This is a genomic window from Castellaniella denitrificans (assembly GCF_042653765.1).
Taxonomy (GTDB): Bacteria; Pseudomonadota; Gammaproteobacteria; order Burkholderiales; family Burkholderiaceae_B; genus Castellaniella; species Castellaniella denitrificans.
Genome location: NZ_JBHSEZ010000004.1, coordinates 404038 through 428088 on the forward strand (window position 1 = coordinate 404038; position 24051 = coordinate 428088).

The following is a 24051-nucleotide window of genomic DNA, read 5'->3' on the forward strand; positions in this document are numbered from 1 at the left end:
TCCCTCAGGCCGCGGGGCGCAGCTTGCAGCGCGCCGTCGACAGGATTTCCACGCACAGCCGGCCGTAGCTCATGCCGGCGGCCCGGGCGCCCATGGGCACGAGCGAATGGCTCGTCATGCCCGGCGAGGTGTTCATTTCCAGCAGCCAGGGCCGGTCCTGCCCGTCGAGCATCACGTCGGCCCGGCCCCAGCCCTCGCAGCCCAGCGCCCGGTAGGCCCGCACGGCCAGGTCCTGGATGTGCCGCGTCAGGTCGGCCGGCAGATCGGCCGGGCAGTCGTAGCGGGTGTCGTTGGACACGTACTTGTGCTCGTAGTCGTAGTTGCCCTGGGGCGCGATGATCTCGATCACCGGCAGCGCCCGGGCCTCCGCCCCCGCGCCCAGGACCGGGATGGTCAGCTCGCGCCCCCGGATGAACTGCTCGGCCAGGGCGATGTCGTCGAAACGGCAGGCCAGCGCCTGCGCGTCGCGCAGCTGGCCGGCCGACTCGACCCGCGTCAGGCCCAGCGTCGAGCCCTCGTGCGGCGGCTTGACGATCAGCGGCAGGCCCAGCGTCTCGATCAGCGCCGACGGGTCGGCGTCGCAGGCCAGCTCGGCGAAGCGCGGCGTGGGCAGCCCGTGCTGCAGCCACAGGCGCTTGGTGGCGATCTTGTCCATGGCCAGGCAGGAGGCCAGCGGCCCGCTGCCGGTATAGGGGATCCGCAGCAGTTCCAGCGCGCCTTGCAGCGTGCCGTCCTCGCCGTAGCGCCCGTGCAGGGCGATGAAGACGCGATCGAAGCCCGCCGCGGCCAGCTCCGCCAGGCTGCGCTCCCCGGTGTCGAACAGATGGGCGTCCACGCCCTCCTCGCGCAGCGCGGCGCAGACCCCGGCGCCCGACATCAGCGAGACTTCCCGCTCGGCCGAACTGCCGCCGTACAGCACGCCCACGCGGCCGAATGCCTGGCTCATAGCGGACTCCCCAGTTGCGCGGGGACGCGGCTGATGGAACCGGCCCCCATGATGATCACGACGTCCCCGTCGCGGGCGAAATCCCCGATCGCGGCCGCCATGTCGGCCACGTCCTCGACGAACACCGGCTCGACCTTTCCGGCCACCCGCAGGCCGCGCGCCAGGGCGCGGCCGTCGGCGGCGACCAGGGGCGCCTCGCCGGCCGGATAGACCTCGGTCAGCAGCACCGCGTCGGCCGAGCCCAGCACGCGCACGAAATCCTCGAAGCAGTCGCGCGTGCGCGTGTAGCGGTGCGGCTGGAAGGCGAGCACGATGCGGCGGTCCGGCCAGGCGCCGCGCGCCGCCGCCAGGGTCGCCGCCATCTCGACCGGATGGTGGCCGTAGTCGTCGATCACGGTGTATGCGCCGCCACCGTGCTTTTCCGCCACCGGGAAGCGGCCGACCTGGGTGAAGCGGCGCCCCACGCCCCGGAACTGGGCCAGCGCCTCGGCGATGGCCTCGTCCGGCACGCCCAGCTCGGTGGCGACGGCGATGGTGGCCAGCGCATTGAGCACATTGTGCCGGCCCGGCAGGTTCAGGCGCACGGACAGGGGCGCCAGGTCGCCCTGGGCGCCCTGGCGTTCGACCTCGAAGCACATGACGGTGCCGTCGGCGCGCAGGTCGCGCGCGCGCACCTGGGCCGGCATGTCGATGCCGTAGGTCGTCACGGGCCGCGACACGAAGGGGATGATCTCGCGCACGTTGGCGTCGTCCACGCACAGCACCGCGCTGCCGTAGAACGGCAGGCGCTGGGTGAATTCGACGAAGGCGCTCTTCAGGCGCGCCACGTCGTGCCCGTAGGTGTCCATGTGGTCGAGGTCGATGTTGGTGATGATCGCCATCACCGGCAGCAGGTTCAGGAACGAGGCGTCGGACTCGTCGGCCTCGACGACGATGTAATCGCCCTGGCCCAGCCGCGCGTTGGCGTCGGCCGCGTTCAGCCGCCCGCCGATGACGAAGGTGGGGTCCAGCCCGCCCGCCGCCAGCACGCTGGCCACGAGGCTGGTGGTGGTGGTCTTGCCGTGCGTGCCGGCGATGGCGATGCCGCGCTTCAGGCGCATCAGCTCGGCCAGCATCAGGGCGCGAGGCACCACCGGGATGTGCGCGGCGCGGGCCGCCAGGACTTCGGGGTTGTCCGCGCCGATGGCGGTGGACGTGACCAGGGCGCCCGCGCCCTGGATGTTTTCGGCGGCGTGGCCGATCAGGATGCGCGCGCCCAGCGACGCCAGCCGTCGCGTCACGGCGGTTTCCTGGACGTCGGAGCCGCTGATGGAATAGCCCAGGTTCAGCAGGACCTCGGCGATGCCGCTCATGCCCGAGCCGCCGATGCCGACGAAGTGGATGTTGCGGATGCGATGCTTCATGCCGATTCCTCCAGGCTATGGACGCAGGCATCGGCGATCAGTTGCGCGGCGTTCAGACTTGCATGTTCGCGGGCATGGGCGGCCACGGCGGCGAGTTCGGGCCGCTGGCGGGCGGCCAGCCAGGCCGACAGCCCGGCCGCGTCCAGGTCGGCCTGGCGCATCATCCAGCCGCCCCCGCATTCCGACAGGTAGCGGGCGTTGGCCGTCTGGTGGTCGTCGATGGCGTGCGGCAGCGGGATGAACAGGGCCGCCACGCCCACGGCCGCGACCTCGGCCACGGTCATGGCGCCGGCCCGGCAGACGACCAGGTCGGCCCAGCCCAGGGCCTCGGCCATGTCGTCGATGAAGGCCGAGACCTCCCCTTCGACGCCCAGGCGTTCGTAATTCCGGCGCACGCCCTCGGCGTGGCGCTCGCCCGCCTGGTGGCGGACCCACGGCCGGGACTCCGCCGGCAGCAGCGCCAGGGCCTCGGGCACCAATTCGTTCAGGCGGGCCGCCCCCAGGCTGCCCCCTACCACCAGCAGGCGCAGCGGCCCCTGGCGGCCGGCGTAGCGTTCGCCCGCCGGCGCCATCGATTCCAGCGCGGCGCGCACCGGATTGCCCACCATCAGGGCATCGGGCAGCGCCCCCGGAAAGCCGCACAGCGCCCGGCTGGCGAAACGGGCCAGGACGCGGTTGGCGGTGCCCGCCACGGCGTTCTGCTCGTGCACGACCAGGGGGATGCCCGCCAGGCGCGCCATCAGCCCGCCCGGGAAGGCCGCGTAGCCGCCCATGCCCAGCACGACGTCGGGACGGTGCGCGCGCAGCAGCCGGCGCGCCCGCAGGCAGGCGGCGCCCAGGGTGAACGGCAGTTTCAGCAGGGCCGCGGCGCCCTTGCCTCGCACGCCGCCGAAGCGCAGCGGCAGCAGCTCGATGCCGCGCGCCGGCACCAGCCGGCCTTCCATGCGGTCCGGATCGCCCAGCCACAGCACCCGCCAGCCGGCGGCGCGCAGGACCTCGGCCACGGCCAGCCCCGGCATGATGTGCCCGCCCGTGCCGCCCGCCATGACGAGGATCGTGCGCGCGCTCATCGGCGTTTCCCCCGCATCATGCAGCGGGTCTCGTAGTCCACCCGCAGCAGCAGCGCGATGGCCGCCAGGTTCATGACGATGCCCGAACCGCCGTAGCTGACCAGCGGCAGGGTCAGCCCCTTGGTGGGCAGCAGGCCCAGGCAGACGCCGACGTTGATGAAGGCCTGCACGCCCATCCACAGGGCCACGCCCTGGGCGACCAGGCCGTCGAAGACCCGTTCCAGCACCATGGCCTGGCGGGCGATGTCGAAGCCGCGCAGCACGACGTAGACGAACACGGCGATCAGGCACAGCACCCCGACCAGGCCGAGCTCCTCGCCGATGACGGCGACGATGAAGTCGGTATGCGCCTCGGGCAGGTAATGCAGCTTTTCGATGCTGGCGCCCAGGCCGACGCCGAACCATTCCCCCCGCCCCAGCGCGATCAGGGAGTGGGACAGCTGGTAGGCGCTGCCGTAGGCGTTGTCCGGGTTCCAGGGGTCCAGGTAGACGAACAGGCGCTCGCGGCGCCAGGGCGACAGCCAGATCAGCATCAGGAAGCTCGACATCACCCCGCCCAGCAGCAGGGTGAACAGCTTGAGGTTGATCCCGCCGATGAAGAGGATGCCGACGGCGATGGCGCCGATGACGATGAAGGCGCCCAGGTCGGGCTCCAGCAGCAGCAGCACCCCGACCAGCATCAGCGCCAGCGCCATGGGAGCGAAGCCGCGCACGAAGCCGCGCACGAAGCCCTGCAGGTGGGACTGCTTGCGCACCACGTAATCGGCCGCGTACAGCAGGATAGCGGCCTTCATCAGTTCCGAGGGCTGGAAATTCACCGGCCCCAGGGGCAGCCAGCGCCGGGCGCCGTTGACCTCGCGGCCGATGCCGGGCACCAGCACCACCACCAGCAGGGCCAGCGCCAGCGCGAACAGGGGCAGCGAGACCTTCTGCCAGATCCGCATCGGCACGCTGGCGGTGAACAGCGCCGCCAGCAGGCCGATGACGATGAAGGCGGCATGGCGGCCGACGAAATAGAAGCGGCCGTAGCTTTCATAGCGCGGCCCGTCGGCCAGGGCGATCGAGGCGGAATACACCATGAGCAGGCCGAACAGGACCAGGGCGCTGACCGCCACGATCAGGCCCACGTCCACGCTGGGCATGGCGGTGCGTCCCGGACGCACCGCGTTCACGCCGCCGCTCAGGGTGCCCAGTACGCTCATGCGATTTCTCCGCGCTCGATCGCCAGTTCACGCACGGCCTCGACGAAGCAGGCGCTGCGGTGGGCGTAGTTGCGGAACATGTCCATGCTGGCGCAGGCCGGCGACAGCAGCACGGCGTCGCCCGGCCGCGCCAGTTCCAGGCCCCGGGCCACGGCTTCCTCCAGCGTCGCGCAGGATTGCAGCGGCACCTCGCAGTCCGCCAGCGCCCGGCCGATCAGCGGCCCGTCCTGGCCGATCAGCAGCACGGCGCGCGCATGGGCGCGCACGGCCGGCGCCAGGGGCGCGAAATCCTGGCCCTTGCCCAGGCCGCCGGCGATCAGCACCACCGGCCGGCCCAGCCCCTTCAGGGCGGCCAGGGTGGCGCCCACGTTGGTGCCCTTGCTGTCGTCGATGAAATCGACGCCCGCGACCGAGCGCACGAATTCCGTGCGGTGGGCCTCGCCCCGGTAGGTCCGCAGGGCATGCAGCATCGGCGCCCATTCCAGGCCGATGGCGCGGCCCAGGGCCAGCGCCGCCAGCGCATTGAGCGCGTTATGGGCGCCCTGGATCCGCAGCGCCTCGGCCGGCATCAGCGCCTGGGCGGCGGCTGCGGGCCGCCGGGCGGGGGCTTCGTCGCGCGCCGCGCGGCGGCGGCGGACCGGGACGGCGGGATCGGCTTCGGCCTCGGGCGCGGCGGCCAGCCAGGCCAGGCCCTGCTGCGTCAGCAGGCCGAAGTCCCCCGCCAGGACCGGGGCGTCCGACCCGAAGGCGCGCACGCGCTCGCCGGCCAGATCGCCGGCCATGTCCCGCACCAGCGGATCGTCGCGGTTGACGACGGCGATCCGCGCCATCTCCAGCAGCCGCGCCTTGGCCGCCGCGTAGGCCCGCATCGAGCCATGCCAGTCCAGGTGATCCTGCGTGACGTTGAGCACCGTGGCCGCGTCGGGCGCCAGGGTGGAGGTGGCCTCCAGCTGGAAGCTGGACAGTTCCAGCACCCAGACTTCGGGCAGGTCGTCCCGGTCCAGCGCGTCCTTCAGGCTGGCGAGCGCGGCCGGGCCGATGTTGCCGGCCGCGCGCACGCGGCGGCCGCTCGCCTCGACCAGGTGGCGCGTCAGCGACGTGACCGTGGTCTTGCCGTTGGTGCCCGTCACCGCCAGCAGGGCCGGCGCATAGCCGTGCGCGCGCAGGTCGGACAGGGCGCGGGCGAACAGTTCGATCTCGCCCAGGATCTCGACGCCCCGTTCGCGCGCCGCCGCCAGCAGGCCGGCCACGGGGGCTTCGTGAGGGTTCAGGCCCGGGCTGAGCACCAGCGTATGGACTTCGTCGAGCGCCTCGGGCGCCAGGGCCCGGGGCCCCAGGCGCAGGTCGGCGTCGATGCCGTCCGCCTTCAGGTCGTCCAGCCCGCCCGGCCGCTCGCGCGTGTCCAGCACCCGCAGGCGGGCGCCGCACGCGGCGCACCAGCGCGCCGCCGCCGCGCCCGTTTCCCCCAATCCCAGGATCAGGGTCAGGCCGTCGCGGCGCAGGGAGGGGAAGTCGCAGGCGTTCGTCATCGCAGCTTCAGGCTCGCCAGGCCGATCATGACCAGCATCATGGTGATGATCCAGAAACGGACCACCACCTGGGTTTCCTTCCAGCCGCCCACCTCGAAGTGATGGTGCAGCGGCGCCATGCGGAAGATCCGGCGGCCTTCCCCGTAGCGTTTCTTGGTGTACTTGAACCAGGTGACCTGCAGCATCACCGACAGGGTTTCGACCACGAATACCCCGCCCATGATGAACAGGACGATCTCCTGGCGCACGATGACAGCGATCGTGCCCAGCGCGCCGCCCAGCGCCAGGGCGCCCACGTCGCCCATGAAGACCTGGGCGGGATAGGTGTTGAACCAGAGGAAGGCCAGGCCCGCGCCCGCGATGGCCGCGCACAGCACCATCAGCTCGGACGCGCCCGGAATGTAGGGGAACAGCAGGTACTTGGAATAGTCCACCCGCCCGACCACGTAGGCGAAGATGCCCAGGGCCGTCCCGATCATCACGGTGGGCATGATCGCCAGGCCGTCCAGGCCGTCGGTCAGGTTGACGGCATTGCTGGTGCCCACGATCACCAGCCAGGTCAGGGCCACGAAGCCGAACACGCCCAGCGGATAGCTGACGGTCTTGAAGAAGGGCACGATCAGGTCGGCGCGCGCCGGCAGCGGCATGGAAAAGCCGCTCAGGACCCATTCGCGGAACAGCGGCCAGATTTCGGTGTTGGCCGGGACCGACACGGCGAAGCTGAGATAGACGGCGGCCACGGCGCCGATCAGCGCCTGCCAGAAGAATTTCTGCCGCGCCGGCATGCCCTCGGGGTCGTGGTGCACGACCTTGCGGTAGTCGTCGGCCCAGCCGATCCAGCCGAAGCCGAAGGTCACCAGCAGCACCACCCAGACGAAACGGTTGGTCCAGTCCGCCCACAGCAGGGTGCTGATGCCGATGCCGATCAGGATCAGGGCGCCGCCCATGGTGGGAGTGCCGTTCTTCTGCAGGTGCGTCTGCGGGCCGTAGCTGCGCACCGCCTGGCCGATCTTCAGTGCCGTCAGGCGGCGGATCAGCCAGGGGCCGGCCAGCAGGCCGATGGCCAGCGCCGTGGCGCAGGCCAGCAGCGCGCGGAACGTGATGTATTCCACCACGCCGAAGGCGCGGAAATGCTCGTCGGACAACCAGCGCGCCAGCTCAAGCAGCATGATCGCCCCCCCGCGCGGACGCGTCCGTATCGAGCGCCTGCACCACGCGCTCCATACGCATGCTGCGCGAACCCTTGACCAGGATGTGGCCCGGACGCGCCGCCAGCAGGTGCGGCAGCAGTTCGTCGAACGCGTCGAAGGCCTGGGCCCGCGGGCCGAAGGCCTGCGCGGCCCCCCGGGCGGCGGGACCGAGGGTCAGCAGCGCGTCCACGCCGCACTGGCGGGCATAGGCGCCGACCTCGGCGTGCATGGCCGGCCCCTGGTCGCCGACTTCCGCCATGTCGCCCAGCACCAGGATGCGCCGGCCGTCCAGCCCGGCCAGCACGTCGATGGCGGCGCGGACGGAATCCGGATTGGCGTTGTAGCTGTCGTCGATCAGCTGGAAGCCATCTGCCAGCGGCCGGGGCTGCATCCGGCCGCCCACCGGGGCGAAGGCCGCCAGGCCGGCCGCGATGGCCGCCGCGGGCGCGCCGGCCGCCCAGGCGCAGGCCGCCGCCGCCAGTGCGTTGCGCAGATTGTGGCGTCCCGGAGCGTGCAGGACGACCGGCACGGTCTCCGCGCCCAGGTGCAGGCGGAATTCCGTCTGCGCCGTCCCGGCGCGGATCTGCGAGGCATGCGCGTCCGCCGTGTCGATGAAGCCGAAGCACCGCGTCCGCCGGGCGCCGGCCAGTTCCCGCCAGAGTCCGCTGTATTCCTCGTCGGCCGGGAACACCGCCACGCCGTCGGCGGGCAGCGCCTGCAGCACGGCGCCGTTCTCGCGCGCCACGGCCTCGACCGTGTTCATGAATTCCTGGTGCTCGCGCTGCGCGTTGTTCACCAACGCCACCGTCGGCTGGGCGACGGCGGCCAGCACGGAGATCTCGCCCGGATGGTTCATGCCCAGTTCCAGCACGGCGGCGCGATGCGCCGGGCGCAGGCGCAGCACCGTCAGCGGCAGGCCGATGTCGTTGTTGAGGTTGCCGCGCGTCGCCAGGCGTCCGTCCTCGCCGCACCAGGCCGCCAGGATCGCGGCGATCATTTCCTTGGTCGTGGTCTTGCCGTTGCTGCCGGTCACCGCGATGACCGGCATGCGGAACTGGCGCCGCCAGGCCGTGGCCGCGCGCCGCAGGGCCAGGCGGGTATCGCCCAGCACGATCTGGGGCAGGCCGGCGCCGGGCACCGGCCGGGCGACGACGGCCGCGCGCGCGCCCGCGCCGGCGGCAGCGTCCAGGTAGTCGTGGCCGTCGAAGCGTTCGCCTTCGAGCGCCAGGAACAGGGCGCCGGGCGGCAGCGTGCGGGTGTCGGTGGACAGCTCCGCGCCCTGCCGCCAGGTCAGCGCGAAACGCGCCCACTCGCGATCATCGAAGGGACTGCGCACATGATGGACTTCCTGGTAGGTCTCGTGGCCCTTGCCGGCCAGCAGCACCACGTCCCGCTCGCCCGCGCCCCAGATGCCTTCCAGGATGGCGTCGGCCCGGTCCGTCCGGACGTCCGGACGGGCCGGCATGCCCGCCACGATCTGTTCGATGATGGCCTCGGGCGATTCGGTGCGCGGATTGTCGGTGGTGACCACGACGACGTCGGCCAGCCGGGCCGCCGCGGCGCCCATCAGGGGCCGCTTGCCGGCATCCCGGTCGCCGCCGCAGCCGAACACGCAGCGCAGGCGGCCGCCGCGGTCCCGGGCCAGCGGCCGCAGAGCCTCCAGTGCCCGTTCCAGCGCGTCCGGCGTATGCGCGTAATCCACCACGACCAGCGGCTGGGGCCGCGCCGCGCCGGCGCCGCCCAGCGCCGTGACCACCTGCAGGCGGCCCGGCACCGGATGCAGCACGGACAGGGCGCGGGCGATGCGGCTCAGGCCCCAGCCCAGCTCGCGCAGCACGCCGGCCACCAGCAGCAGGTTGGAGATGTTGTGTTCCCCGACCAGGTGGGTCAGGATCTGGGCGCTGCCGTCGGGCGCGACCAGGTTGAAGACCAGGCCGTTGGCGCCGTGCTGGATGTCCTCGGCCCGGAAGGCCGCGGCGCTCTCGCGCCGCAGGCTGTAGCCCACCCGGTGGCCGGATGGCGCCGCGCCTTCCAGCAGTTCCCGTCCCGCCGCATCGTCGGCGTTGATGACCGCGCCGCGCAGGCCCGGCCGGGAGAACAGGGCGAACTTCGCCTGCTTGTAGCGCTCTTCCGTGCCGTGATAGTCCAGGTGGTCGCGGGTCAGGTTGGTGAAGCCCGCGACCTGGATGCTGACCCCGTCCAGGCGGCCCTGCTCGATCCCGATCGAGGAGGCCTCGATGGCGGCCGCCACGCCGCCCGCGCGCACGATGGCGGCCAGGCTGCGGTGCAGCGTCAGCACGTCCGGCGTGGTCAGCGCGCCGCCCAGGTTACCGCCATCGGCCAGCGTCACGCCCAGCGTCCCGACGGTGCCGCAAGGCATGTCCTCGGCGTTCAGCGCCGCCGCGATCCATTGCGTGGTGGACGTCTTGCCGTTGGTGCCGGTGACGGCGATCACGGTCAGGGCGTCGGACGGCCGGCCGTACCACAGGTGGGCGACCTCGCCCAGCAGCGCGGCCAGGTCCTCGACTTCCAGGACCGGCACGGCGGCGGGAGAAGGATGGCCGCCGCCGGCCTGCCGGACGATGGCGGCCGCTCCGGCCACCACGGCCGCTTCCATGTAGGCGCGGCCGTCCGCGGCGATCCCGGGGCAGGCGAAAAACACGTCGCCCGGCCGAAGCTGGCGCGAATCCAGGCAGAGATCCGCCTTGCGATCGACCCGCTCGTCCAGCCAGGCCATGATGTCTAATAGGATCATTGTGTGCGTCCCCCCTGCTCCGCCACGGCCACGAGGGAATCCACGGGCGCGTCCGGCCGCACGCCGAGACGGCGCAGGGTGCTTGAAACGATGTCGGAAAAGACGGGTGCGGCCACGCGGCCGCCATAATACCCCCCGGCGCCCGGCTCATCGATGGACACGGCCACGACGATGCGCGGATCGGACACCGGAGCCAGGCCGACGAAGGACCCGCGGTATTTGGTCTTGCTGTACTGGCCGTTGACGATCTTGCGCGCGGTGCCGCTCTTGCCCGCCACCCGGTAGCCCTGGACGCGGGCGAGCTTGGCGCCATCCGGCCCGGCGGCGGCCTCCAGCATGCCGCGCATCAGCTTGGCGATCTCGGGCGTGTAGACCTGGACGCTGGTGGGCTGGCCCTCGCGGCGCAGCAGGGACAGCGACACCATGTCGCCGTTGCGGGCGAAGACGGTGTAGGCGTGCGCGACCTGGAGCAGGGACACGGACAGCCCGTAGCCGTAGGCCATGGTGGCGCGCTCGATCGGCCGCCAGCGCTGCCAGGGCCGCAGGCGGCCCGAGGCCATGCCCGGGAAATGCGTCTGGGGCACGCGCCCGAACCCCAGTGCCGAGAATTTCTCCCACATCGACTGGGACGTCAGGCGCTCGGAAATCATGGTCATGCCGATGTTGCTGGAGCGCTGGATGATCCCGCCCACGTCCAGCACGCCGTTGCGGCTGACGTCGGAGATCACGGCGCCTTGATAGCTGTAGCGGCCGTTGCCGGTGTCGAACAGCGTGCGGGTCGTGATCTTGCCCTCGTCCAGGGCCAGCGCGGCCGTGAACGGCTTCATGATGGAGCCGGGCTCGAAGGTGTCGGTCACGACGCGGTTGCGCAGCGCCTCGCCCGTGCGCGCCGAGTTGTCGTTCGGATCGTAGGACGGCAGGTTGACCATCGCCAGGATCTCGCCCGAACGGGCGTCCAGCACGATGGCCGCCGCCGCGCGCGCCTGGTGCTCCTTCATGGCGGTCTTGAGCGCCGTGTAGGTGTCGAACTGGATGCCGGCATCGATGGACAGCTGCAGGTTCTGGCCGTCGACCGGCGGCACCACGGCCTGGACGTCCTCGACCACGCGGCCCAGACGGTCCCGGATCACGCGCCGGGACCCCGGCTGGCCCGACAGCCGGTCGTTGAACGCCAGCTCGATGCCTTCGATGCCGCGATCCTCGATGTTGGTGAAGCCGACGATGTGCGCCATGACCTCGCCTTCCGGATAGAAGCGGCGCGTCTCGGCCAGCTGCTGGACTCCGGGGATCTTCAGTTGCTGGATCGCCTTGGCCTTGTCGGCGGCCACCTGCCGCTGCAGGTAGACGAAATTCTTGTCCTCGTCCTGGGTGCGCTGGCGTAGTTCGGCCGGCTTGATGTCCAGCAGGCGCGCCAGTTCGGAGACCTGGGCGTCGGACGCCTTGTGGAAGTCCTCGGGGATCGCCCAGATGGCCTTGGCCGGCACGCTGGAGGCCAGCACCACCGAGCCGCTGCGGTCCAGGATCTTGCCGCGCGAGGCCTGCAGGACCAGCGTGCGCTCGTAGCGGCGCTCGCCCTGGCGCTGCAGGAACTCGTTGGACAGGATCTGCAGGTTCAGCGCCTTGGCCACCAGCGCGGCGAAGCCCAGCATGAGCACGATCACCACCAGCCGCGCGCGCCAGAAGGCCGGACGGCTCGCCAGCACGGGGCTTTCGTGGAAGCCGAAGCGCTTCATGGCCGGCCCCCCTGGGTGGCGGGGGCGGGCTGCTGCAGATAGATCGTGCGGTCCGGCGTCACCGACACCAGGTGCAGGTCCGCGCGGGCCAGCGAATCGATGCGGGCGTTGCGCGCCAGTTCCGCGCGCTCGAGCTGCAGGCGGCGCCACTCCGCGTCCAGTTCGTGCGCGTGCGACTTCAGCCGCTCGGACGCCACGAACAGCTCGCGCGTCTGGAAGCGCACCGTGACCAGGGAAATGGCCGAGGCCATCAGCAGGAACGCCAGGAACAGGGTCAGCCGGATCATCGCGCCGCCCTCCCCGCCCGGCCCCGCGCGGGCGCGCGGCCCGGCAGGCGGACGAAGCCGGCCGCCTCGTCCGGCGACAGGGGCGTACTGGTGCGCTCGGCCACCCGCAGCACGGCCGAACGCGCGCGCACGTTGTCCGCCACCTCGGCCTCGTCCGCCAGGACCCGGCCCAGCAGGGTGACGTAGGGTTGCGGCATGTCCCGCTCGGGGATCGGCAGCCGCGCCCGGTCCCGGCCCGGGTGGGCGGCGGCGGCGAAGCACTGCTTGACCATGCGGTCTTCCAGCGAGTGGAAGCTGATCACGGCCAGGCGCCCGCGCGCGCGCAGGCGGGTCAGCGCTGCCGGGAGGGCGTGCGCGAGCTGCGCGAGCTCTTCATTGATGTGAATCCGTACAGCTTGAAAGGTGCGGGTGGCCGGGTGTTGACCCTTTTCGCGCGTACGGACGGCACCGGCGACGAGCTGGGCAAGTTCGCCCGTGGTGCGCAGCGGCCCGGATTGGCGGCGCGCAACAATCGCCTTTGCAATCTGGAAAGCAAACCGTTCTTCGCCATAATCTGCGATGACCTCCTTGATCTGTTCCTGGTCGGCCTCGGCCAGCCATTGCGCCGCCGTCTGTCCCCGGCTGGTGTCCATGCGCATGTCCAGCGGGCCATCCCGCATGAACGAGAATCCACGTTCCGCCTCGTCGATCTGGGGCGAGGACACGCCCAGGTCCAGCAGCACGCCGTCCACCCGGTCGATGCCCAGGCGGTCGAGCTGCGCGCCCAGGGTGGCGAAACCGTCGTGCACGATCTCGACCCGCCCGTCGGCGGCGCGCAGCGCCTGCGCCTCGGCGATGGCGGCCGGGTCCTTGTCGAACACCAGCAGCCGCGCCCGCGGGGCCAGCCGGCTCAGCAGCAGGCGGCTATGCCCCCCGCGCCCGAAGGTCCCATCCACGTAGACTCCGTCCAGCGGCGGGGCTTCCGCCGCCGGCACCGCCGACCGGCGGCCGAACGCGGGGCTCAACAATGCGTCGATGGCCGGTTCCAGCAGAACGGTGCGATGGGAATACGCCATGTGCGGGTTCAGAAAGAGATCTGTTCAAGAATGGCCGGATCGAGGTTGCCCACGTCCGCCATGCAGCGCGCCTCCCACTGGGCGCGATCCCACAATTCGAAGTTCGACCCCAGCCCCAGCAGCATGACGTCCCGGCTCAGCCCGGCCGCCGCGCGCAGTTCGGGCGCCACCAGGATGCGGCCCGCCCCGTCCATGTCCACGTCCTGGGCGTTGCCCAGCAGCAGGCGCTGCAGGGGCCGCGCCGAGGCCGGCAGCGCCGCGATCTGCTCGCGCTTGGCCTCCCAGGTGGAGCGGGGATAGATCATCAGGCAGCCGTCCGGATGCCGTGTCAGGGTCAGGCGCCCCTGTTCCGAGGCCTGCAGGGCGTCACGATGCCGAGCCGGAATGGACATCCGGCCCTTGGCATCCAGCGTGAGCGCGCTGCTTCCTTGAAACACGAGGGGGTTCCTCCCACTTCATGACACAAAAATCTACTTTGTCCCACTCTACGGGATGGATCGATGCCGGTCAAGGCAAAAATTGAAATTTATTCAATGACAACAAGCACTTACAACTGTTTTTAAGAATTAAGACGGAAATAAAAACCTGAAAAATCAATAGATTGCAAACTAAACTGAAAGTCCTTTATCAGGTCGGGGCCTTTGCGTCCGGCGGCTGGCCGGCCCTGGACCTGCACCAATTCCCGATTGACACGCCAGGGGGCAGCCGATGTAATGAACTTGCGCCATCCCGGGCTGAAACACCGGCATTCCCGGGTGCCAGACTCGAAAGCATCCGAGCCTTTTTTGCGTTTGTCTGCGATTTCGTCAGCCACCAGAAAGGAGATCTCACATGTCGGATCAGACCCACTTCCCCCGCTCGCGCCGCCATTTCCTGCAATCCGTCGGGGCTTCGGGCGGCCTCCTGATGCTCGGCGGCGTCCTGCCGCTGCAGCGCGCCCTGGCCGCGGGCGCCCCGCCCGCCATCAACCTGGGCCAGGTCCTGCCCATGACCGGCTCCGCGGCCGAATTCGGCCCCTATTACCGCGACGCGGTGCGGCTGGCCGTCGACCAGATCAACACGGCCGCCAAGGAAGTCTTCGGCGGCCCCCTCATCGCCCACCACGTCACGGCCGACAGCGCGACCCTGCCCACGGTCGGCGTCCAGGCGGCCCGCCAGATGATCGACACTCAGCACACGCCGGTCATCATCAACGGCTGGTCCAGCGGCGTCACGGTCGCCGTGGCGACCTCGGTCACCATCCCGTCCGGCGTCCTGCAGATCGGCAACGGCACCACGTCCCCGCTGGTCAGCGTGCTGCCCGCCGACGCCAAGGCCGACCTGCTGTTCCGCACCAGCGCGTCCGACGCCATGCAGGGCGTGGTGGCCGCCCAGTTCGTCAACGGCGAGATCGACCCGAACTACAAGTTCAAGCGCGTCGCCACCATCTACATCAACAACCCCTACGGGCAGGGCCTGTCCAACGCCTTCGCCGCCGCCTTCAAGAAACGCGGCGGCACCGTCCTGGCGGAAGTCCCCCACCCCGAGGAAGTCCAGCCCACCTACAAGTCCATGCTGTCCCAGGCCCTGAAGGACAAGCCCGACCTGCTCCTCATCGTCAGCTACCCGGCGCACACCATCGCCATCTGCAAGGAATCCCGCGACACCTTCAACTTCACCCGCTGGCAGTTCACCGACGGCAACGCCAGCGTCGACATCATCAAGGAAGTCGGCGCCAAGGACATGGACGGCCGCTACGGCACGGCGCCCGGCGAGGACACCAGCACGCAGTCCTACAGGGACTTCGCCAAGACCTACCTGTCCACCTACAAATACGACCACTTCCCGCCCTTCACCACCTGCTCGTACGACGCCGGGCTGGTCGCGGGGCTGGCCATGGCCGCCGTCGTGGCCGGCGGAGCCACCGACGCATCGAAGATCACGGGCGCGATGCTGCGCGACGAACTGCGCAAGGTCTCCAACCCGCCGGGCGAAATGATCGACGGCGGCGACCAGGGCCGGGTCGTCGCCATGCTCAAGGCGCTGAAGGACAAGAAGAAGATCAACTACAACGGGGTCGCCGGCCCGTGCGACTTCGACAAGAACGGCGACGTCATCACGCCCGTCAACATCTGGAAATATGGCGGCGGCCAGATCGAGACGGTGAAGATGGTCGCCGCCAAGGACATCCCGGCCGGTTGATCCGCGCCGCGCGCCACAGGAAAAGGGCCACGTCCGCGTGGCCTTTTTCTCATCGTGGGCATCGGCGGGCCGGGATCAGTCCTCCGGCTCCCCGTCCAGGAAGCGGGACACGCGCTTTTTCTCGGGCAGGATGCCCTGCGGGCGATACAGCACGATCAGCGCCAGCAGCAGCCCCACGAAGGCCCAGCGCAGGAAGGACATGCGCGAGGCCACGTCGGGGGCGACCCCCTGCAGGGCGACCTGCAGGTAATCCGTGACGAAGCCCGTGCCGCTCCAGACGGCCCAGATCACGAAGGCGCCCAGGATGGCGCCCTTGTTGTTGCCGCTGCCCCCCAGCATCAGCATCACCCAGACCAGGAACGTGGCGAACAGGGGCTTGAAGTGGCTGTAGTCGATCGTGACCATGTACGGCGCATACAAGGCACCGGCCACGCCGATGACGACGGCGCCCAGCACGAAGGACTGCACGCGCAGGGACTTGACGTGCTTGCCGCTCATGGCGGCCGAGTCCTCCTCGTCCCGCACGGCGCGCAGCGCGCGCCCCCAGGGCGAGCGCACCATGGCCTCCAGCACGACGTAGGTCAGGGCCAGCGCGATCGCGACGATCACCAGGTACAGATAGCTGTAGTCCCGGGGCTGCATGATCGACAGCGCGGCATGGAGGGCGTCGGGCAGCCAGCCGCAGCCCGCGCCATCGAAGACGCAGGACAGGGGCTGCGGGATGCCGGACATGGGTTGCGGCCCGTTGGCCAGCCAGCGCTCGTTCTGGAAAACGAGCCGGATGATCTCGGCGATCCCCAGCGTGGCGATCGCCAGGAAATCCGCCCGCAGATGCAGGATGGGCTGGGCGATCAGCCAGGCCACGACGCCCGCCATGATGCCGGCGGCCGCCACCCCCGCCAGATAGGGCGCGTCCAGGCCGAACCACTGGTGGGCGTAGGCCGCCATCAGGCCCGAGGGCGGCGAAGTGACGAACAGCGCCATGGTGAAGGCCCCCACGGCGAAGAAGCCGGCCACGCCGAAATTCAGGTGGCCGTTGTATCCCCATTGCGCGTTCAGGCCCAGCGACAGGATCGAATAGATGATCGCCATGATGCTGAAGGACACCAGGTAATCCATGATGCCGGGCAGCCAGCCCGCCACGCCGAAGGCCAGGGCGCCGCCCAGCGCCAGGGCCGCCGGCAGGCGCGCCCGCCAGCGCCAGCGCGAGAACAGCAGGCACCCCAGCAGGAAGGCGGGGACCAGCAGGAAGCAGGCCTTGAGCAGATTCAGGGTATCCATGTCCGGCTCCTAGCGTTGGGCGAACAGCCCCTGGGGCCGCATCAGCAGCACCAGCACCATCAGCACGAAGGCGACCGCCGGCCCATAGGCGGGGTTCAGGAAAGCGGAAGTCAGCTGCATGGCGATCCCGATGATGACGGAACCGACCAGCGCCCCCCAGGCGTTGCCGATCCCGCCCATGATCACCGCCGCGAACAGGGGCAGCAGCAGCACGAAGCCCATGTCCGGGCGCATCTGCGACGCCAGCCCGTACATGACGCCCCCGATGGCGGCCAGGCCCGCGCCGATGCTCCAGGTCCAGGCGATGACCTGTTCGGTGTCGATCCCGCGCACCTGGGCCAGGTCGGGATTGTCGGCCGTCGCGCGCATGGCCTTGCCGATGCGCGTGCGGGTCAGCATCCAGTACAGCAGCGCCACCAGGACGACGGCCAGGGCGAAGACGAAGAGCTGGTCCGCCTGCAGGCGCAGGCCGAAGGGCAGGTACAGCGCCGGATTGGAGCGCCCGGAATAATAGAAATGGAAATCCGATCCCCAGATGAGATAGACGATGCCCCGCAGCAGGAATTCCATGCCCAGCGAGGCCATGGCCAGCAGCACGAGCGGCGACTGGTGCCTGCGCAGCGGCCGGTACAGCAGCCGGTCGAGCACGATCGCCACGACGGCGGTGACCGCCGCCGCCAGCGCCAGGCCGACGACGAGCTCCCAGCCGAAGGAAAACAGCCAGATGGGATTCGACTGCGGCAGGACGAGCACCATGCCGTAGGTCACATAGGCCCCCAGGGTCAGGAATTCGCCATGGGCGAAATTCGGGAATTTCAGGACGCCGTAGCAAAGCGTGAGGCCGATGCCGCCCAGCGCGATGATGCCGCCCAGCATCACCCCCCACGCCGTCAGGGACAGCATGTCCTCTGCGCTGGTGCCCGAAAGCCAGCCCGCGACCCACATGCCGGCCAGCACCAGCAGCAGCACGCCGCCGACGAAGCGGCTGCTGCGCGCGCCGCCCGAATCCCGGGCGTCCACCGCCCCGGCATCCGCGGCCGCCGGAGCGTCCGAAGCGCCTGGAACGTCCGGAGACATGCCCTTGTCCGCCGCGGACCGCGCCGTATCGATCATCGCGTCATCCTCCCAGGTAGAGGCGCCCGACGTTCGGATCGTCGAGCAGGTCCCGGCCCGTGCCTTCGTGGCGGTTCTCGCCGTTGGCCAGCACGTAGCCGCGATGGGCCATCCCCAGGGACTGCCGGGCGTTCTGCTCGACCATCAGGATGCCCACGCCGCTGTCGTTGATCCGGGCGATGCGCTCGAAGATCTCGTCCACCAGCTTCGGGGACAGGGCGGCCGTGGGTTCGTCCAGCAGCAGCAGCCGGGGACTCATCATCAGGGCGCTGCCCATCGCGACCATCTGCCGTTCGCCGCCCGACATCTTGCCCGCCAGCTGCCGGCGGCGCTGGCGCAGCTTGGGGAACATCGCATAGACCCGGTCCTTGTTGTCCGACAGGTCGACCTTCCCCATCGGGAAGGCGCCCATTTCCAGATTTTCCTCGACCGTCAGCGAGGTGAAGACGTTGGCCACCTGCGGCACATAGCACATGCCCAGCCGCACGATGCGATGCGGCGCCTCGCGCGTGATGTCGTGGCCGTCGAAGGAGATGGCGCCCTGGCGCGGATGCAGCAGGCCGAAGATCGTCTTCATCAGGGTGGACTTGCCCGCGCCGTTGGGACCGATGATGGCGACGACCTCGCCGGCCTCGACCCGGATGGACACCGCGCGCAGGATCTCGGTATCGCCGTAGCCCGCCGTGACGGCGTCAACCTGCAGCAGCGGCATATTGCCCTCCCAGGTAGGCCTCCAGCACCGCCCGGTCGTTGCGCACGGCCTCGGGCGCACCCTCGGCCAGCTTGCGCCCTTCGCTCATGACGATGACCGGGTCGCACAGGTTCATGACCATGTTCATGTCGTGCTCGATCAGCAGGAAGGTGATGCCGCGCTCTCGCGACAGGGCCTGGATGTTCCGGACGATGCTTTGCAGCAGCGTGCGGTTGACCCCGGCCGCCGGCTCGTCCAGCAGGATGATCCGGGGGTCCGCCATCAGCGTGCGGCCCATTTCCAGCAGCTTCTTCTGTCCGCCCGACAGGTTGGCCGCGTATTCGTGCTGGACATGGGTGAGCTGCAGGTATTCCAGGACTTCCCGCGCCTTGAGCAGGTGGCGGGTTTCCTCGGCGCGGACCCGGCCCGGACGCAGCAGGGCGTTCCACCAGCGCTCCCCCGACTGGCCCGGCGGTACCAGCATGAGGTTTTCCAGGACACTCATGGTGCCGTGCTCGCGGGGGATCTGGAACGTGCGGCACAGGCCGCGGGCGAAGATCTGGTCCGGACGCAGGTGGCCGATGTCTTGGCCGTCCAGCAGGATCCGCCCCGAATCGGGGGGGATGAAGCCGGTCATGAGATTGAACACCGTGGTCTTGCCGGCGCCGTTGGGACCGATCAGGCCGGTGATGGTGCCGCGTTCCACCTGGAACGAACAATGATCCACGGCGCGCAGGCCGCCGAAGCTTTTCGTCAGGTCACGGACTTCGAGCAGCGGACGCCGCTGGCCGACATCCGTTTCCGACAGGGAAGATGCTGTCGAATCCGCCACCGATGCCTCCTGCTGGATTTCCACGACGGGAATCCGGCCGGCGTACCCATCGCGCATCCGCGCGGCGGGCCGTCGGTTGGAAATGATGGTTCAGGGTATCACAGCCGCCGTGGCGGCCGAATGCGCATAATTCCCTATGGCCATGGCCGCATGCGTCGGAAAGAAAAGAAGCGGAACAGATCTATAGGCCGGATTCTGTACGCCGGGTTGCCCCGGCGGGCGATCATTCCTCTGGGCGGGCCATTGCTGGACCGCTCTAGCCATCTACCCGCATGCTCGGACGGGCCGCCCTGTCGGCACGAAGCCGGCGCATGCCTATTTGATGTTGCTCCCGATAGAGGTTGCCGCGTTTCACCCTGCCGCGGACCGCCCGGGCTGGCCGGACGGACGGTACGGAGATGGCCGTACCGGTGTGCGCCTCGCGGCGCACCCCCGCGGCAGACTCGTCTCTGTGGCCCTGGTCCTCGGCTTTCCCCGAAAGGATCGCCGGACGGCCGTTAGCCGCTATCGCGCCCGATGGAGTCCGGACCTTCCTCGATGCCTTCCGGCACCGCGATCGCCCGATCTGCCCCGCAGCGGCATTGTACGACAGCGCCACGGCACGCCCCCGTCCAAACTGCGACAATATGCCTTTGGTCCCGGCGCGCCCGGCCCCGGCGACCGCCTCACCATTGCCCGCATCATGTCCGACACCCTGCTCGCCCTCGCCCAGGCCCAGCTTGCCTACGGCCACCACCCCTTGCTCGATCACGCCGACCTGACCCTGCTGGCCGGCGAGCGCATCGGCCTGATCGGCCGCAACGGCGCGGGCAAGTCGTCCCTGCTGCGCGTCCTGGACGGCCGCGCCCGTCTCGACGACGGCGAGATCCGGCGGCGCGGCGGCCTGCGCATCGCCACCGTCGAGCAGGAACCCGAGCTGCCCGAGGACGAGACCGTCCTCGGCTATCTGTCCGGCGACTTGCTGGCGACCGAGGACTGGCAGCGCTCGGCCCGCGCCGGGGCGCTGATCGACGCGCTGGGGCTCGACCCCGACCTGCCCATCCGCGGCCTGTCCGGCGGCACGCGCAAGCGCGTGGCCCTGGCCCACGCCCTGGTCCAGGAGCCCGACCTGCTGCTGCTCGACGAGCCGACCAACCACCTGGACTTCGCCGGCATCGCCTGGCTGGAGGACCTGCTGCGCGCCACGCGCGCGGCGGTGGTGCTGATCACCCACGACCGCCGCTTCCTGGACGCCGTCGCCACCCGCATCGTCGAGCTCGACCGGGGACGGCTGCTGAGCTTCCCCGGCAATTTTTCCGCCTGGCAGGCCCGCAAGGCCCAGTGGCTCGACGCCGAACAGCAGGCCAACGCCCGCTTCGACAAGTTGCTGTCCCAGGAAGAGGTCTGGATCCGCAAGGGCATCGAAGCGCGCCGCACCCGCAACGAAGGCCGGGTCCGCCGCCTGGAGGCCCTGCGCCGCGAGCGCGCCGAGCGGCGCGACCAGCAGGGCCAGGTGCGGTTTTCCCTGGCCGACGGCCAGCGCTCCGGCAAGCTCGTGGCCGAACTGCTGAACGTCACCCACGGCTACGGCGAACGCATCCTGATCCGGGACTTCAGCACCCTGATCCAGCGCGGCGACCGCATCGGGCTCATCGGCCCCAACGGCGCGGGCAAGACGACGCTGCTGCGCATCCTGCTGGGCGAACTGCGGCCGCTCAAAGGCAGCGTGCGCCTGGGCACCAACCTGTCGATCGGCTACTTCGACCAGCTGCGCGACCGGCTCGACGAATCCGCCACCCTGGCCGACACCATCAGCCCGGGCAGCGAATGGGTGGAGATCGGCGGCCAGCGCAAGCACGTCATGAGCTACCTCGAAGACTTCCTCTTCCCCGCCGCGCGCGCCCACTCCCCCGTGTCCAGCCTGTCGGGGGGCGAGCGCGCCCGCCTGGCGCTGGCGCGCATGTTCGCCCAGCCGCACAACGTGCTGGTGCTGGACGAGCCCACCAACGACCTGGACATCGACACCCTGGAACTGCTGGAAGGCCTGCTGCAGGACTACCAGGGCACCGTCCTGCTGGTCAGCCACGACCGCAGCTTCCTGGACAACGTGGTCACGCAGACCATCGCCGCCGAGGACGACGGCCACTGGCGGGAATACGTGGGCGGCTACGCCGACTGGGAGGCCCAGCGGCCGCGCCCCGCCGCGCCGGAAGCCCCCGCCGCGCGCGCCGGCCGGCAACCCGAACCCGGCGCGGCGAAGAAGGCCGGAACCGGCGCGCAGGCCCCGGCCGACGCCGCCGACAAGCCGCGCAAGAGCCGCCTGGCCCCCTGGGAGGCCGAGGAGCTGGCCGGCCTGCCCGACCGGATCTCCGCCCTGGAAACGGAACAGGCCGCCCTGGCGGCGCGCCTGTCCGACCCCGGCCTGTACAGCCAGGGCGCCGACGAGGCGCAGCGCGTCCAGCAGGCCCTGGGCGAGCTGGAAAGCCGGCTGGAGGCCCTGTTCGAGCGCTGGACCCTGCTGGAAGACAAGCGCGGCGAGTGAGCCGCCCGGTTCAGCCGGCCTCGGCCACGCGCCAGGCCAGGGATTCCCCGGCGGCCAGCGGCACGACCACGTCGTCGCCCAGCGGCAGGTCCTGGGGAACGGAATCCGCGACCCGCTCCAGGGTCAAGGTGCCCGTGTTGACCGGCAGGCCATAGAACGCCGGGCCATGCCGGCTGGCGAAGGCCTCCAGGCGGTCCAGGCGGCCGACGGACTCGAACGCCGTCGCGTACAACGCCATGGCGTGGCGGGCCGTGTAGCAGCCCGCGCAGCCGCAGTCCTGCTCCTTGGCGCCGCGCGGATGCGGGGCGCTGTCCGTGCCCAGAAAGAATCGCGGATTGCCGCTGGTCGCCGCCTTCAGCAAGGCCTGGCGGTGGATTTCCCGCTTCAGGACCGGCAGGCAGTACCAATGGGGCCGCAGCCCGCCCTTGAACAGGGCGTTGCGGTTGTACAGCAAGTGCTGCGGCGTCAGCGTGGCGCCGATGGGGCCGTCGGCCTCCGTGACGTAGGCCGCGCCGTCCGCCGTGGTCAGGTGCTCGAACACCACCTTCAGTTCGGGAAAGGCGCGCCGCAGGGGCAGCATGACCCGTTCGATGAAGACCGCCTCGCGGTCGAACAGGTCGACCGCCGGATCGGTGACCTCGCCGTGGACCAGCAGCGGCATGCCGCATTCCTGCATGGCCGCGAGGGTCGCCCGGCACTGGCCCAGCAAGTCCGTCACGCCGGCGTCCGAATGGGTGGTCGCCCCGGCCGGGTAGAGCTTGACCCCGTGCACGAAGCCGCTGTCGCGCGCGCGGCGGATCTCGTCCGGCGCGGTCCGGTCGGTCAGGTACAGGGTCATCAGGGGTTCGAAGGACGGCGTTCCGTCCCCGCCCGCGCGCTCGCAGGCCTGCCGCAGGGCGTCCAGGACGCGCGCGCGGTAGGCGCGCGCATCCTCGGTCGTCAGCACCGGGGGCTTCAGGTTGGGCATGACGATGGCGCGACCGAACTGCCGCGCGGAGTCCATCACCACGCTGCGCAGCACCGCGCCGTCGCGCAGGTGCAGGTGCCAGTCGTCGGGACGGGACAGGCGGATGCGCGCGGGCGCGGCGGAAGCCTCGGCCACGGGTGCGTCGCAATCGGGTAAAGCAGGGGAAGAAGTCTGTGACACGGTCTGACAATCCTGTTTTGTCTTTCGGGGAAACACGCGGTATGCTGCGAGGGCTATTCACTCAACACTGTAGGAGCCTGCATACATGGCAACCACCGAAAAGACCGGTCGCAAACCCAATGCGGCATTCATGAAGCCCCTGACCCCCAGCGCCACCCTGGCGGCCGTGATCGGCAACGAAGCCGTGCCCCGCACCGAAGTCACCAAGCGCATCTGGGACTATATCAAGAAGCACAACCTCCAGGATCCCGCGAACCGTCGCAACATCAATGCGGATGCCAAGCTGCGCCCCCTGTTCGGCAAGGACCAGGTTTCGATGTTCGAACTGACCAAGCTGGTCAGCCAGCACCTGAAATAAGCAGGATTGCGGCGGGCTGTCGCGGCAGCCTCGCCTGCCCGGAATGATCCGGACCGGCCCCGGCCGGACGACGGCCCCCGCCCTGGGCGGAGCGGCAGCCGCCCACAGGCGGCATCCCGGCCCCTTGCGAGGGGATGCCGGGGATCACAGGCCCGGAAGCGGCGTTTCCCCGGCCCAATGCGCGAGCCAGCCCTTGGCGATGCGGTAGATGATCCAGATCACGGCCACCAGGCCCGTGACGAAGCCGACGAAGATCAGACTGGCCAGGGCGCTGAGCGCCAGCCACAGCAGACCCCACCAGAACGTCCGGATGATCCAGTCGATGTGACCGGCATAGACGGTGCCGACCATGTCGCCGCGCTTCAGGTAAGCCAGCACCACAGCGGCCAGGACGGCCGCGCCGAAGATCCCCGCGGACAGAATGCCCACGGCGAACAGGGCGTACATCAGATGGACGAGCTGCCGCTGGTTCAGGCCCTTGTCCATGTCGGGGGTATCGTCGCCTTGAATCATGAGGTCTCCTGCGGAGGGCGCAGGCCGTGCGCCGGCGTTTGAAAAGTTCATTCTATCAGGGATGCGCCCCTGCGCCGCACAGCCTGCGGCTGCTTGCCGTTCCCGCGGGGGCCAGTCTTCCGCCGCGGCCTTGCGCCGTTCAACGCCATAGGGCGCCTTGTCGCCGCCCCATTTTGCCGCCGCCCCAAAGACAAAGCCCCCGCAGAGGATCTCTGCGGGGGCTTTGCGGTATAAAAGCCTGACG

The 24051-nt window shown here is 70.2% G+C and carries 20 protein-coding genes and 1 other RNA gene; 3 read left to right on the forward strand and 18 right to left on the reverse strand.

The genetic code is table 11. From position 1 onward, the window contains the following. Nucleotides 1-4: 4 nt before the first annotated feature. From ACFO27_RS08010 to mraZ, 11 genes are read right to left on the reverse strand one after another with little or no spacing between them, the layout of a single operon-like run. Entirely contained in the window at nt 5-946 is a 942-nt protein-coding gene (locus ACFO27_RS08010) for a D-alanine--D-alanine ligase (RefSeq protein ID WP_376816864.1), read from the reverse strand. After that, nucleotides 943-2349: a UDP-N-acetylmuramate--L-alanine ligase gene (murC, locus tag ACFO27_RS08015; RefSeq protein ID WP_376816865.1), complete on the reverse strand. Its 1407-nt coding sequence runs from the start codon at nt 2347-2349 to the stop codon at nt 943-945. Before murC ends, ACFO27_RS08010 begins: the two co-directional genes overlap by 4 nt. Then, nucleotides 2346-3419 (reverse strand): undecaprenyldiphospho-muramoylpentapeptide beta-N-acetylglucosaminyltransferase, encoded by a 1074-nt coding sequence (gene murG / locus ACFO27_RS08020; RefSeq protein ID WP_376816866.1) that lies wholly within the window; start codon nt 3417-3419, stop codon nt 2346-2348. Before murG ends, murC begins: the two co-directional genes overlap by 4 nt. Beyond that, nucleotides 3416-4621, reverse strand: a complete 1206-nt coding sequence (ftsW, locus tag ACFO27_RS08025) for a putative lipid II flippase FtsW (RefSeq protein ID WP_376816867.1) — start codon at nt 4619-4621, stop codon at nt 3416-3418. The genes murG and ftsW overlap by 4 nt, the downstream gene beginning before the upstream one ends. Further along, nucleotides 4618-6150 carry a UDP-N-acetylmuramoyl-L-alanine--D-glutamate ligase gene (gene murD / locus ACFO27_RS08030; protein ID WP_376816868.1) on the reverse strand — a complete coding sequence of 511 codons (1533 nt, stop codon included), beginning with the start codon at nt 6148-6150 and terminating at the stop codon, nt 4618-4620. The genes ftsW and murD overlap by 4 nt, the downstream gene beginning before the upstream one ends. Beyond that, nucleotides 6147-7319, reverse strand: coding sequence for a phospho-N-acetylmuramoyl-pentapeptide-transferase (mraY, locus tag ACFO27_RS08035; protein ID WP_376816869.1), 1173 nt, complete (start codon nt 7317-7319; stop codon nt 6147-6149). The genes murD and mraY overlap by 4 nt, the downstream gene beginning before the upstream one ends. Then, nucleotides 7309-10095 carry a bifunctional UDP-N-acetylmuramoyl-L-alanyl-D-glutamate--2,6-diaminopimelate ligase MurE/UDP-N-acetylmuramoyl-tripeptide--D-alanyl-D-alanine ligase MurF gene (gene murF / locus ACFO27_RS08040; RefSeq protein WP_376816870.1) on the reverse strand — a complete coding sequence of 929 codons (2787 nt, stop codon included), beginning with the start codon at nt 10093-10095 and terminating at the stop codon, nt 7309-7311. The genes mraY and murF overlap by 11 nt, the downstream gene beginning before the upstream one ends. Next, the gene (locus tag ACFO27_RS08045) at nt 10092-11828 is read right to left on the reverse strand and encodes a peptidoglycan D,D-transpeptidase FtsI family protein (RefSeq protein WP_376816871.1); all 1737 of its coding nucleotides are present in this window, start codon (nt 11826-11828) and stop codon (nt 10092-10094) included. The genes murF and ACFO27_RS08045 overlap by 4 nt, the downstream gene beginning before the upstream one ends. Then, on the reverse strand, nt 11825-12115 hold the full coding sequence (ftsL, locus tag ACFO27_RS08050) for a cell division protein FtsL (RefSeq protein ID WP_323026424.1): 291 nt from the start codon (nt 12113-12115) through the stop codon (nt 11825-11827). The genes ACFO27_RS08045 and ftsL overlap by 4 nt, the downstream gene beginning before the upstream one ends. Continuing rightward, on the reverse strand, nt 12112-13170 hold the full coding sequence (gene rsmH / locus ACFO27_RS08055; protein WP_376816872.1) for a 16S rRNA (cytosine(1402)-N(4))-methyltransferase RsmH: 1059 nt from the start codon (nt 13168-13170) through the stop codon (nt 12112-12114). Before rsmH ends, ftsL begins: the two co-directional genes overlap by 4 nt. A gap of 8 nt (nt 13171-13178) precedes the next feature. Further along, nucleotides 13179-13607 (reverse strand): division/cell wall cluster transcriptional repressor MraZ, encoded by a 429-nt coding sequence (mraZ, locus tag ACFO27_RS08060; protein ID WP_376816873.1) that lies wholly within the window; start codon nt 13605-13607, stop codon nt 13179-13181. A 394-nt stretch (nt 13608-14001) separates the two neighbouring features. Here mraZ and ACFO27_RS08065 point away from each other — a divergent pair, with 394 nt between their 5' ends. After that, entirely contained in the window at nt 14002-15351 is a 1350-nt protein-coding gene (locus tag ACFO27_RS08065) for an ABC transporter substrate-binding protein (RefSeq protein ID WP_376816874.1), read from the forward strand. Between the two features lie 75 nt (nt 15352-15426). Here ACFO27_RS08065 and ACFO27_RS08070 read toward each other — a convergent pair whose 3' ends face one another. The 5 genes from ACFO27_RS08070 to rnpB form a co-directional block, all read right to left on the reverse strand. Further along, entirely contained in the window at nt 15427-16632 is a 1206-nt protein-coding gene (locus ACFO27_RS08070) for a branched-chain amino acid ABC transporter permease (protein ID WP_376816875.1), read from the reverse strand. A 9-nt stretch (nt 16633-16641) separates the two neighbouring features. Beyond that, entirely contained in the window at nt 16642-17709 is a 1068-nt protein-coding gene (locus tag ACFO27_RS08075) for a branched-chain amino acid ABC transporter permease (protein ID WP_376816876.1), read from the reverse strand. Between the two features lie 40 nt (nt 17710-17749). Then, nucleotides 17750-18457 carry an ABC transporter ATP-binding protein gene (locus tag ACFO27_RS08080; protein ID WP_376816877.1) on the reverse strand — a complete coding sequence of 236 codons (708 nt, stop codon included), beginning with the start codon at nt 18455-18457 and terminating at the stop codon, nt 17750-17752. After that, nucleotides 18438-19292: an ABC transporter ATP-binding protein gene (locus tag ACFO27_RS08085; protein WP_376816878.1), complete on the reverse strand. Its 855-nt coding sequence runs from the start codon at nt 19290-19292 to the stop codon at nt 18438-18440. Before ACFO27_RS08085 ends, ACFO27_RS08080 begins: the two co-directional genes overlap by 20 nt. A gap of 144 nt (nt 19293-19436) precedes the next feature. Further along, nucleotides 19437-19840: RNase P RNA component class A (gene rnpB / locus ACFO27_RS08090), an RNA gene on the reverse strand. A 107-nt stretch (nt 19841-19947) separates the two neighbouring features. Between rnpB and ACFO27_RS08095 the strand changes: the two genes are divergently transcribed. After that, a complete protein-coding gene (locus ACFO27_RS08095) occupies nt 19948-21789 on the forward strand; it encodes an ATP-binding cassette domain-containing protein (RefSeq protein WP_415830980.1) in 1842 nt (613 codons plus the stop codon). 10 nt (nt 21790-21799) lie between these two features. On the opposite strand, the gene pyrC is transcribed toward ACFO27_RS08095, so the two are convergent. Next, nucleotides 21800-22891: a dihydroorotase gene (pyrC, locus tag ACFO27_RS08100; RefSeq protein WP_376816896.1), complete on the reverse strand. Its 1092-nt coding sequence runs from the start codon at nt 22889-22891 to the stop codon at nt 21800-21802. 130 nt (nt 22892-23021) lie between these two features. Between pyrC and ACFO27_RS08105 the strand changes: the two genes are divergently transcribed. Next, nucleotides 23022-23294 (forward strand): SWIB/MDM2 domain-containing protein, encoded by a 273-nt coding sequence (locus tag ACFO27_RS08105; protein ID WP_343836900.1) that lies wholly within the window; start codon nt 23022-23024, stop codon nt 23292-23294. A gap of 144 nt (nt 23295-23438) precedes the next feature. Here the strand turns inward: ACFO27_RS08105 and ACFO27_RS08110 are convergent, their stop codons facing one another. Next, nucleotides 23439-23807, reverse strand: coding sequence for a DUF4870 family protein (locus ACFO27_RS08110; protein ID WP_052355966.1), 369 nt, complete (start codon nt 23805-23807; stop codon nt 23439-23441). Nucleotides 23808-24051: the final 244 nt, after the last annotated feature.